Raw genomic sequence first — 12,713 nt, forward strand, 5'->3', positions numbered from 1 at the left:
AGAAGAGCCTAACAGGTTTTAAAACCTGTTAGGTTTTTATTCTTACTGTATATAGTGTTTAATATACATACCGTCATTATGAAACCAAAATTTCATTATTTAGCAGCAGCAGTAACAGCGACGTTAACTGTATTTTCCTGCATCACAAAGCAGGAAACGGCCCCGACAGTATTTCAAATCTCTCAAGTCGAGATGGAGCAGGGATTTGTCAACCCTCCGGCGTCGGCTAAGCCACATACGTGGTGGCACTGGATGAACGGCAATATCAGTAAGGAGGGTATCACCGCCGACCTTGAGGCAATGGCGGAAGCGGGTATCGGCGGCGCCCAGATATTCAACGCCGCGGAAGGTATCCCTCACGGAGGGGTGATGTTCAACAGCCCCGAATGGATTGAAATGGTGCGCTTTGCATCCGAAGAGGCGGCGCGGCTGGGTTTGGAGATATGCCTGCACAACTGCGGTGGCTGGTCGAGCAGCGGCGGTCCGTGGAATACTCCCGAAAATAGCATGAAAATAGTGGTGATCAGTGAGATACATGCTGAGGGGGCAGATAAGGTGATGAAAGCGCCGCCACAGCCCAAGACCAACAAGGACTTCTACCGCGACATCGCTATTCTTGCTTTCCCCACGCCCGAAAAAGATGGAGAAAATACCGATATCGAACGGCTTAACGACAAGATTTTCATTAACCGCGGGATGGTGCATTACGACGACCCGCTGAAACAACCGGGAAAACAGGCTATCAATCCCGATGCGATTGTTGATATAACCGATTTATTATCAGGATATAACCCTAAAGGGTGGAATGTGCCGTCGGGCGACTGGACAATCCTGCGTCTCGGTTACACCAGCAACGGCAGGAACAACCACCCCGCACCGACGGAAGGCACTGGGCTGGAGTGCGACAAATTGAGCCGCAAAGCCCTCAAGGCCCACTGGGACGGACACGTGGCTAAAGTCCTCGACGTTATCGGAGCTGCAAACATCAACGGTAAGACAGGCTTAAATAATGTATTGATAGATAGTTACGAAGTAGGGACACAAAACTGGACACAGGGCTTTGAGAAAGAGTTTCAAAAGCGAACCGGCTATTCAATAATAAAATACCTCCCTGTATTGAACGGAGTTGTAGTAGGGTCTCCCGAACTGACTGAGCGCTTCCTCTGGGACTTCCGCCGCGTGATAGCCGATATGTTCGCCGAGAACTATTCGTTATACTTCGGCGAACTGGCGCATGAAGCCGGATTACTCTATTCATTAGAACCTTACGGCAATAGTCCGTCCGACGATATTCAGTACGGCAGTTTCTGTGACATCCCTATGGGCGAATTCTGGCAGAACAGTGGACACAGCGTTGACATCGGCAACTCGAAGTTACCGGCGTCAATAGCGCATGTTTATGGCAAGAAATTTGTTGGTGCAGAGGCGTTTACAGCGGCTCCTGATGGCGGAAAGTGGCTGAAAGATGCGTATGCTATTAAGGCTCAGGGAGATGCGGCTTACTGCGGGGGAATCAACCGCATGATATACCACCGCTACGCACATCAGCCGTGGACTAACCCGACACGTTATCCGGGCATGACGATGGGGCAGTGGGGAACACATTTCGAACGCACGCTGACGTGGTGGAAGCAGGCGAAGGACTGGCTCCGCTATCAGGCGCGCGTGCAGTTCATGCTTCAAGAAGGGCTTTTCGTTGCTGATGTACTTTTTTACAGCGGTGAGGGTGCGCCTAACGATCTTAGAAACACGCCCCTCCCTTCTGGTTACGATTACGACGGATGCGACACTAAAGCTCTTAAGATGCTGAAAGTCAAGAATGGATTATTGACCCTCCCATCGGGAATGACATACCGGATGCTCGTTCTGCCGAAAGACGAAACGATGTCGCCCGAAGTACTGGAAACCATTGACCGTCTGGCTGATGCGGGTGCCAAGATAGTTGCGCAGCAGAAGCCTATACATGCTCCTGGACTGAAGAATTATCCGGAAAGTGACCACAAACTGAAAGCCTCACTCGACCGTGTCTGGGCGAAACTCATTACCGACAAGACACCCGAACAGGCTGTACAGGAGATTATTCAGCCCGACTTCCGTTCCGGAGACACATCAGCCGCGCTGAAATATATTCACCGCAACATCGACGGTGCCGATGTTTACTTCGTCTGTACCCCCACGCTTCGCGGCTGTGATGTGGAGTGTACGTTTCGCGTCTCCGGCATGACACCCGAACTGTGGCACCCCGAAAGCGGACAAATTGAGACGGCAGCCGTTTACAGCGAGAAAGACGGTCTGACTACCGTTCCGCTACGCTTCGACCCCTCCGGCTCGGTCTTCGTGGTTTTCCGCAAGCCCGCCGCCGAAGAGCATCTCGTAAGCCTTGGTTTTCAGGTGGAAAAAGATCCTACAGAGCGTCGTCCTGACTTGAAAATTCTCAAAGCGGAGTATGGCTTCTTCGCCGAAGAGGGTTTTGAGAAGTGCTTCGACGTGACAGCCCGAGTACGGAAAGCCGTCGCGGAGGGCAAGCGTGTCATCCGTGCCAACAACGGCGAGATGGGCGGTGATCCCATTTACGGTACAATCAAAAACCTGCGGATAATATACACATTATCGGGTGCCACAAAAGTGGAAGAGGTGAAAGAAGACCAGAGCATCAAGTTGCCCGAAGAAGCGGTCGTCAAATATGCTTACTACGGCGTAACGGCGAATGTTCCTGAAGTGGAACCTGTGCAGCAACTGTCCGATATCACCAAGAATATCAACGCATTAGTTCGGGAAGGTATCCTCAATGTGAAGGTAAGCAATGAACTTAACGGCGGCAAGGACGCTGCTCCCGGCCTGCCTAAGCAGGTTCGCGTGGAATACTCCGTTGACGGCGTGAAAGGTCTGGCGCGCGTGGCCGAGAACGGACGACTGCTGCTGCCACCCGAACCCGAAGAGGATATCACAGTGCCGCTGTGGGACGTGACAGTCATGCCCGATGGCAAGGCTGTTTTTGGCGCATGGCGTACAGGTGTGTTCGAAGCAGTCTGGAAATCAGGTAAAAAAGAGACGTTTAAATCCGTCGTCGTGCCTAAACCGGTGGAAATCACCGGCGAATGGACACTGTCGTTCCCCGCCGGATGGGGTGCGCCAGAAAAGGTTACGCTCGGCAAACTTATCTCATGGACGGAGCATCCCGACGAGGGTGTCAAATACTTTTCAGGTACAGCTGTTTATGACAAAACTTTCGAGTGGAATGCCACCCGCGACGCCTCGCAGCGCCTTATCCTCGACCTCGGCAATCTGAAGAACTTCGCCGAGGTAACACTCAATGGAAAGCAGTTACCCCTGCTGTGGAAGCCGCCATACCGCTTGGATGTATCTGATATCCTGAAACAAGGCGCCAACACGCTGCAAATCAGTGTTACCAACCTCTGGCCCAACCGGCTGATAGGTGACGAGCAACAGCCCGACGACCTGCAGTGGGAAGGTATTCGCCTGAAAGAGATACCCCAGTGGGTCAAAGACGGTAAGCCCAGTACTACAGGACGTTACACCTTCACCACCTGGCATCACTGGAAGAAAGACGACAAACTGCTACCCTCCGGACTCTTCGGACCTGTCATCATCCGCACGGTGGCGGAGAAGTAGATATAGTATTCAAATATTTTGTTGTTCATGAAAAAACATACAAACAATTTTTTACTTCCAATCCTCGTCTTCACCGGGATGATCCTATCCTGTGTCTCTTCTGTGAAGGCCCAGGATTTGCTGGTAACCATACAGCGGGACACCTTGAATTGTAAAATGGGGAAGTTGGCCGGTGATTTTTATCCCATCGAGTTTCAATGGGATGATAAACTGATGACAGGTACGATTCATAGGGATTCTGTCTTATTTTACAGGAAAAATATGTTCAGAAGCATCAATGACAATCGTTTGCGTCCTTGGTACCCAATCGTTTCTTTGGGTATTCATGTCGGTGGAGGCCGTCAATTCGGCCAACTGCGAGTCGGATTGACAGAGGATTTCAAACCGAAAGAGGCTGATTCTTCCGACCGCGGTCTCTTTTATGCAGGGACTGATCTGGTAGTCTACCTGAGCGCACTCACCGGATATGGCTTAAAATATCATTACCGCAGCATGTTGGGGGGAGATATCCGACAAAATTATATCGGCCCTATGATATCTTTCCGTTTCTGGGACAATAAACGGAAAAATCATTGGGTTATGCATGGTTCTGTCGGTTATGGCAGGATGGTGCACCATAATGCCATGATTAAAATAGGAACAAAAGATCCGGAGCCTATTACTCTGACAGCCAATTCGCTCGCGGGCGATATTGGTGTGGGCTATAATCTGAAACTTTCCCGTAATATTTCTTCGCAATTCAAATTATCTTTGACAATAGCTTACCCCGATCATGTCAGGATTTTTGACTATAGCCGGATAAATCCGGGAGGTGCAACCCCTGCTCCTGATATTAGTGGATATTGTCAGAATATGAATAGCGTCAACCTTTCGGTCGGATTTGAATTTCATTAACTTTCTTAATATTTAGACTATTTCTTATTTGAAACTGGCATGATAATCAATCAAAAATATTTTTGGCTATACCTGTTTTTTGTAATTGTTGCATTTGTGGGATGTAAGACCGATGATCCAATTGCAGATGCCCCCGATCCATATGAAGAGGAAAAGCCTACTGACAAGGAACCGGCTACACCGGTGTTGCGGTTTTTATCATTTAGTTTCAACAAATCATTCAATCCTCAATTGACAGATGATGTTCGTGGAACAATAGTAGATAACAAAATAACGATACTACTATCCGGTACAGCATCAGATATGAACCTGAATCTAATCCCGTCGTTTGTCGGCGAATATAAGAGTGTGGAGGTTGCCGGTAAGATTCAGACTTCCGGTGTTACGGTACAAAACTTCGATCGGCCAATTACTTATGTGCTAACCAGCGAAAAAGGAACAACAAAAACCTATGAAGTAACGGTAAAAATTTTCACGGGAATACCGATTGTATGGATAGAAACGGAAAACAGGCAGGCAATCACCAGTAAGGAAGATTATGTGAAAGGGAGTGTTACTATTTCCAAAACGCCTTTTACACAAGGGTATGATGGAACAATGCGTATCAAGGGTAGAGGAAATGCTACATGGGCATCCTATCCCAAAAAACCATACCGGATAAAATTAGATTCCAAATCAATGATATTGGGTATGCCTGCTGATAAAGATTGGGTACTTTTGGCTGAATATTGTGACAAATCGATGCTGCGCTCCACTTATGCCTTTGAGTTGTCGAAATTGATGGAATTTCCATGGACTCCGCGTGGATATCATGTGGAAGTTTTTCTGAACGGCTCGTATAATGGTACTTATTTTCTCTGCGAACATGTAAAAGCAGCTTCAAACCGTGTTAATATTGCCGATGATGGCTATCTGATAGAAGACGATAACTACTGGAATCAAGAACCTATATGGTTCACTACCAATCGTGGATTACATTTTACGTTCAAGCATCCGGATAGTGATGATATGGTGAAAGGCGACGAGAATTACAATTTCATTCTGAATTACATGAATGAATTTGAAAAGGCTTTATATTCCGATCATTTTGACGACCCAAATACCGGATACAGGAAATACATTGATGCCAGAAGTTTTGCCAAATGGTATATTTTGCAGGAAACTTTGGGTAATGCCGAGCCCAATCCTTATTATGTACTTCAATCACGTACAGGAAAATTGGAAATGTATCCTGCCTGGGATTTCGAATGGAGTCTGGGGCTAGCTTACAGGGAGAACAACCGATGGATTTTACCACCCGCAACTTCACCTGTTGCCCATTTATATCATAGGAATGTATATTTCAGCAGATTGTTCCAGGATCCTTATTTCGTTGATATTGCCAAACAGGAGTGGAAGAAAGTAAAAGGTCATTTACCTGTATTAACCACTATCATGAGCGAAAAGGCTGAAAATATAAGATTTGCACAAAATAAAAATTTTTCACGTTGGCCGATACTTGGTAAATACATAAGTGTAGGACTTGTTAAGTTCGACACATGGGAAGAAGAAGTTAATTATGCAAAAGAGTTTTTAGATGCTCGGGTACAATGGTTGGATTTTGAAATTTCAAATTGGTAGCAATATGATTCATTTTTATCGTTCAACTGAAAAAAGATAATTCCCCGATCTTACTTCAAAAACAGCATATTGGCCTTCCATTTTTACAAATTTCATATCTTTCGAAACTGGTTTTTTCCCATTTTCTTTTACCTTTGTTTTAGAAGGTGCCGGAATATAGACAGTTGCCGTAGTGTTACAAGGGATCGTTATCTTCCATTGAAATGAAGTGTCATTCCTTTTCCAGGAACTCCTGATCGTGCCATATACCGAGTGAAAAGATGCATTCACGTGATCTAATTTATCTATAATCTGTGGTTTCATGGTTATCCTTTTGAATCCATAATTTCCAGGCCTGTTTTTTATACCGGCCAAATCCTCATACAACCATATAATCAGGTCTCCTAATTGCATGACGTGATTCTGGGAGTCTATCCAGAGGGGCATCCGATCACCATTCCAATGCTCCCAAATGGTGGTGGCACCTTTTTTAATCATATATCCAAAACCCGGATAGTCTGTTTTCTGTAGCATATGGTATGCAATATCTGCTCTTCCATTATTGGTTAATTCACGCATGAGCCACTGACAACCTATTATTCCCGAACTTACATGTCCCTTGAACTCTCCAAGAGTGCGCTCTGCTATATTTTCAAAGACAACTTTTTTATACTCTTCAGGCACTAAGTCAAAACTTAACGATAATAAGTTCGCTGTAACTGTATTGTTGCTGTAATAACCTTTTTCCCTGTTCAAAAATTTATTGTTATATGCCTCTTTCACTGCAATAGCCTGTCCCGAAAACTCCATAACATCATCGGGTTTATCCAGGATAAGGGCAAACTTTTCAAGAAGTTGAAGCATGTAGTAATAATAGGATGTTCCGATCAATTCCTTATCGGTAATAAGTGTTGGATCTTTGGGGTCCTGGAAAGTAGGATCTTCGGGAGGCGTACACCAATCTCCATATATGTCTCTTGGCATTATATGATCATCGGTAAGATATTTATCCCGCATGTAATAAAGCCACTTCTTCATTGAATCATAGTATTTTGCAATCGGCTCTTTATCGCCAAATTGTTCATACAGCATACTGGAAACCGTCAGATAGGTGCCCGGCCAGGTCATGTTATCGGTATATGAACTCCAATAGCTGGGTGCTATATCGGAAACACTCCCGTTTTCCTGTTGCGTGATCCGTATATCATTCACCCATTTGGCGTATAAATTATGATTATTGAAAATAAAACTTTCACCGTATGAGCCAATTGCGCGATCACCTGTCCATCCCATTCGTTCTGATCGCTGAGGGCAATCGGTGGGCATTCCACGATAATTGCCTTTTATACTCCAATAGGCATTTTTGTATATTTGGTTGACCAGTTCGTTTGATGTTTCAAAGAACCCGGTCTGTTCCATCTCATCATAAACGACACGGCCTTCAAAATCTGATATCGCAGGAGTACCCGGATATCCAGTGATTTCTACAAACCGGAATCCATGGGATGTGAAGCAGGGCTCCCATACTTCGGTTTCTTCTCCTTTCAGGGTATATTTATCGGTTGCAAGTGCACCTCGCAGGTTCTCCTGGTTAATGGTTCCGTCATCGTTTAAAAACTCGGCAAATCGTAATTGCACCTGATCTCCCCTGTTACCTTTTACTTTCATTTGCAACCAGCCGACCATATTTTGCCCCATATCCAGAATAAAAATTCCTTTTCCGAGCTCTTTTATTCCAACCGGTCGCATAATATCCATTATCTTAATATTCTGATTCAACTGTGCGCTTAATATCCCCTGTGGTGGTGAGATCAGTTGGGCATTCATCCATAATTGATCGTCGAACCCGGGCTTATTCCAGTCCGGCATTTCTTTGCAGGCGTCATATTCCTCTCCATCATATTCATTATTCGCCCTGATAGGTCCGTCGGCGGTAACCTTCCAACTCTCATCGCTTGTTATAATTTGTTTGCTTCCATCCGCGAATTCCAGTTCCATCTGCAGAATGAGTTTTGGATATGATGATAAATTGCTACGACGCATATGGAAAAAACGTCCGTTACCTAAAATTATACCAATAGCATTTTCTTCTTTGTTGAGAGTTTCAGTGATGTCGAAAGTGTTATATTTTACTTCTTTGCGGTAATCAGTGGGAGTGGGGGATAGTTCTTGTTCTCCTATCATTTCCCCATTTATATACAATTTATACAAGCCAAGCCCGCAAAGGTAAAGGGTCGCTTTTTCCGGTTGTTGTGACGCGGTAAATTCTTTCCTGAAATATCTGGCCGCAAGCCGTGTATTGTCAGCCGTCGGATCTTCCCATTCGAATGATTGATCCAATCCAATCCATTTCGCATCCCATTCCTGAGGCGTGAGAAGCCCCATTGTCCATTTGGCCGGCTTGCTCCATTCCGATTTTCCTTTATTGGTATTTACGCATACTTTCCAATAGCATTCCATCCGGCTTTTTAATATTTCTCCTCCGTAGGGTATGAATACCGATTCATCCGACTTCACTGTCCTGGAATCCCATAAATCGCCCTCGTTAGCATTCAGTTTTTCCAGTGAAGAGGATACCAATATCCGGTAACTTAGCTGTATCACAGATCTTTCTTTACTATCCAGTTCCCAACTCAACCGTGGAACGGCAATATCAATGCCTACCGGATTGTCAATCAATTCGCACCGGAGATTATTGATCTCAATTTCTATGGTTTTGTCTGCAATACAGGAGGAAAAAACTGTAACAGTTATGAATAATATCCACAACGGCTTTTCGATAAAAGATAGGTCTGTTTTCATTATTTACGGATGAGAATATTGCAAGGACACATTGAAAAAGTGTGTCCCTGCAAGGTGAGAAAATTATAGAAGCTAAGGAAGAGGTTACTAATCCCTTGAAATAACCCTGGTGTAAACAGCGCTGTATCTTCCCGAGGGGAGTAAAACAGCACATTTCAATTCGATGGAATCCCCTTCTATCGATAGAGTGACCGGACCGTTTAGTTCTTTCCCATAGACCGTGGGATCGCTGCCGTCAATAGTGTAGTGCAGGACAGCATCTTCTACAAGCGGCTTCAGGTTGAGGGTTGCCTTGTTGTTGGCAACGGTTATATTGTCCCATCCTTGAGGTTCCGGGATACGGAAAGTAACCCATTGTTTATCCAACTGCTTTAACCGGGCAGGAAGCCTTTTCAGAAAAGAGTCATAATCTTTCTTTGAAATGGGAGACCATCCGATTTCCGACAAAGCCAGTGCACGCGGATAGGCCATATAATCGACATGGTTCTCCTGATGGATGAATTCACCCCATACATTTGCTTGTACGCCTTTGATAAACTTTTGTTGCTCTTTGGATATCTTTTCGGAGTAAGGCTCATAACTGTAATTTCTTTCCAAGGTCACCGGCGGTGCCCAAGTGGCTCCCAATGGTTCATTCACCTTGTCATCACTTTGGAAATAGTCCAGATACATATAATCGTTAGGCGCCATAATTACATCATGTCCCATATTTGCTGCTGCGATACCCCCGGCTTCACCCCGCCAACTCATTACCGTAGCATTAGGAGCAAGCCCTCCTTCCAGTATTTCATCCCATCCGATAATCCTTTTTCCTTTACTGTTAATGAATTTCTCCACCCGCTGAATGAAATAACTTTGTAACTCATGGGTGTCTTTCAGGCCTTCATCCTTGATCCTCTGCCGACACTTCGGACATTCTTCCCAACGTTTCTTGGGGGCTTCATCTCCACCTATATGAATATATTCACTGGGAAACAATTCGATGATTTCAGAGAGTACGTTTTCCAGAAATTCAAAAGTTTTTTCATTCCCGGCACAGAAGATATCTTCCCTGATACCCCAGGTGTTTGGTACCGGAAAAGGCCCTCCTGTACAGGAGAGTTCCGGAAAGACAGAAAGAACACCTAACGTGTGCCCCGGCATTTCTATTTCAGGGATGATGGTCACATGCCGCTCAGCCGCGTATTGAATGATTTCCTTGACATCTTTCTGTGTATAGTACCCCCCATGTGGAATGTGATTCTGCACTTCCCATCCGTAGCCACTTTGGGTGCTACTACGCCAGGCAATCCGTTTGGTCAGTTCGGGATATTTTTTTATTTCGATACGCCAACCACCATCTTCCGTCAGGTGCCAGTGGAACATATTCAACTTGAACTGTGCCATCCTGTCGATGAATTTCTTGATATATTCCTTAGAATAAAAATATCTGCCTACATCCAGCATCAAACCCCGATATCCAAAACGGGGAGAATCACTGATGGTGACACAGGGTACCGACAAAGTACCATCCTTCTCGGTGAGAAGTTGGTTCAGCGTTTGTATTCCATAAAAGACACCTGCCGCATCGCCCGTAATTGTAATTCCTGACGGGCTTACATCTAACATATAGGATTCTTCAGGCATTTTATTGTCCAGCACTAAGTTGATCCTATTTTTACGGGCAGTTCCCTTTTTCAACCGGATATCCCAGTTTTCCTCCAGGAAATGATTGAATAAATCGGCGGTGATATCGGTTTTTGCATTTTTTGACTGTATCCTGGTAGATGGGGAGAGTTTGAAATAGCCTTCTGATATTTTGATCTCCTTTGGTTCGGGAATGAGGCTGATCTCTTGCGCAAAGAGATAGTTGCCTAGAAAAAGAAAAAGAAATAAAGAAAATAGAGGTTTCATACGAGTTTTTTATTTTTTTGTTGTGACCATTACACCGTTTGCCACTGTACGTTCTGTTCCACCGGGATCCGATGGTTTATTGGTTGTTACGCCGTTGACTACCATAGCGGAAGATCCTCCTCCATCGAGGTTGACAGCGGTATGTGCCCCCAGTGCTTTCATAATAGAACCGATCTGTCCGGTGGTAGCTCCTACAGAATAGTTGTTTTGACGTCCGTCTATTACTATCAGATACACTTTCTTCCTGTCTTGTGAGTAGCCGATGGCTGTGCGTGGATGCGCCTCGTTCCATGTATTGGTGATGACTCCGTTTCTCAACATCACATCCCTGGCTCCTATTATATGCATGTGTTTATCTTTCACATTCGTATTGTTGATACCCACATTCATCGTTATTCCGACTTTGTCACCCACACTCAGGTTTGATAGAAACAGTTTGGAGGCGTTGTCCACTGTGCTGGAGGCAGAGTTACCTACCAGAATGGCCCCCTCCCCATTGAACCTTTTACCTCCATATGGAGATGCAGCCGGGATTTTGGTTTCTACATCGTACTCAATACCGGTAACGGTAAATTCCATACGGTCATTTACCCTCCATCCGCCTTCGGGATAAGTAAGAGAAACCATTGTACTGGGATATGGTGACCAGGCCAACGCCGAGTCTGAACCTAAATAAGAGTTCGCCTGATTATTAAACAATACAAGGTCTCCCGCATTGGCATATCCGTTGACTTCTTTCAGTGAGAACGAGGTATTGCCGGTATTTACCGTTCCAGAGAAAGAAACTGTTCCAGCCTGTTCAGGTAGGCCGTCGTCACGAATCACAAATGCTACCCTGAAATCGTTACTGTATGGGGTTTGTATCAACATTCCGTTGGTCACCTCCATACCGAGGGGGCGACGTCTCACATACGCGTAATTTGCCGGAGCATCAGCATCGAGAAGGAAAAAATCACCGTTCATCGTAACCACAGGCTTACGGCCTAAAGGCTCATACTCATTTTTCTTGCGGGTATATACCTGGGAAGGCGTTTCCCTGTTATCTCCTGCCCTCAGCTTCGCAGGCCATACCTCTACTTTGTTCTCGGGGAAAGTGAGATCAACTTCTACAGCATTTACCACTAATCCTTTTCCCAAAGTACCGAAACCGTTTACAAATTCCGGGATTGAGAATTTCAACCAATGGATACCTCCACTAAGGACTTCATAATTCAATGTATCTACATCATAAGTGGTATTACCGATCACAATGCGTAACGTATGGGTAACAGTGACGGAGATTTCCTTTTTTATATCACCCGATTTTACCGTAATCGTGGTCGTTCCTTTTGCTTTTCCTGAGACAATGCCCGTGGAGTTGACAGAGGCAATCTCCTCATCAGCTGATTCCCACGTGAAAGAGACTCCTGTGGCATTTGCCGGTACAGGTGTGGCCGTTATTTGTATCGATTTACCCGTCTCGAGTGAGACCGTCTCAGGTGTTACTGTGATTCCAGTCAGAGGTATACTGTTGTCGATAACAGTAACCGGAACTTTTTTCGTTATTCCTGTACTGACTTTTGCACTTACGGTTATCTCGGCTTTTCCAGCTGACACCCCTTTTACCATACCGGAAGGAGATACCGTAGCGATCTGAATATTATTGGAATTCCATTGTAAAGGAAGTTCACTAGCTTCAACATCCGCCGGAACCGGATTGGCTTTGATATACTGGGTCTCTCCAATTCCCAGTTCAACCTTTTCGGGTGTTACCTCAATTGCTTTTATAGAAGCGGAGTTTTCGCCATCTCCATTACAACTGTAGGTTAAAAAGATAAGCAGACTGATAAGAAACAAAACATTTTTTTTCATATCCATCAGGGGTTTATTAAAAAAATGATTATTTGTTTGAA

The 12,713-nt window shown here is 45.1% G+C and carries 6 protein-coding genes; 3 read left to right on the forward strand and 3 right to left on the reverse strand.

What is annotated here, in order from left to right:
* The first annotated feature begins 78 nt into the window (after window positions 1-78).
* From VB073_RS10005 to VB073_RS10015, 3 genes are read left to right on the forward strand one after another with little or no spacing between them, the layout of a single operon-like run.
* The gene (locus tag VB073_RS10005; RefSeq protein WP_323404025.1) at window positions 79-3,633 is read left to right on the forward strand and encodes a glycosyl hydrolase; all 3,555 of its coding nucleotides are present in this window, start codon (window positions 79-81) and stop codon (window positions 3,631-3,633) included.
* 27 nt (window positions 3,634-3,660) lie between these two features.
* Window positions 3,661-4,527 (forward strand): hypothetical protein, encoded by an 867-nt coding sequence (locus VB073_RS10010; protein ID WP_323404026.1) that lies wholly within the window; start codon window positions 3,661-3,663, stop codon window positions 4,525-4,527.
* A gap of 39 nt (window positions 4,528-4,566) precedes the next feature.
* Window positions 4,567-6,147: a CotH kinase family protein gene (locus VB073_RS10015; RefSeq protein ID WP_323404027.1), complete on the forward strand. Its 1,581-nt coding sequence runs from the start codon at window positions 4,567-4,569 to the stop codon at window positions 6,145-6,147.
* A gap of 15 nt (window positions 6,148-6,162) precedes the next feature.
* Here the strand turns inward: VB073_RS10015 and VB073_RS10020 are convergent, their stop codons facing one another.
* The 3 genes from VB073_RS10020 to VB073_RS10030 all read right to left on the reverse strand — a co-directional run bounded on the left by VB073_RS10020 (window position 6,163) and on the right by VB073_RS10030 (window position 12,672).
* Window positions 6,163-8,928 (reverse strand): glycoside hydrolase family 78 protein, encoded by a 2,766-nt coding sequence (locus VB073_RS10020; RefSeq protein WP_323404028.1) that lies wholly within the window; start codon window positions 8,926-8,928, stop codon window positions 6,163-6,165.
* Between the two features lie 87 nt (window positions 8,929-9,015).
* Window positions 9,016-10,821 carry a beta-N-acetylhexosaminidase gene (locus tag VB073_RS10025; protein WP_323404029.1) on the reverse strand — a complete coding sequence of 602 codons (1,806 nt, stop codon included), beginning with the start codon at window positions 10,819-10,821 and terminating at the stop codon, window positions 9,016-9,018.
* Window positions 10,822-10,830: 9 nt separating this feature from the next.
* Complete coding sequence (locus VB073_RS10030) at window positions 10,831-12,672, reverse strand: phosphodiester glycosidase family protein (protein WP_323404030.1); 1,842 nt, start codon at window positions 12,670-12,672, stop codon at window positions 10,831-10,833.
* Window positions 12,673-12,713: the final 41 nt, after the last annotated feature.

Source organism: Proteiniphilum sp. (genome assembly GCF_034927365.1).
Classification (GTDB): Bacteria; Bacteroidota; Bacteroidia; order Bacteroidales; family Dysgonomonadaceae; genus Proteiniphilum.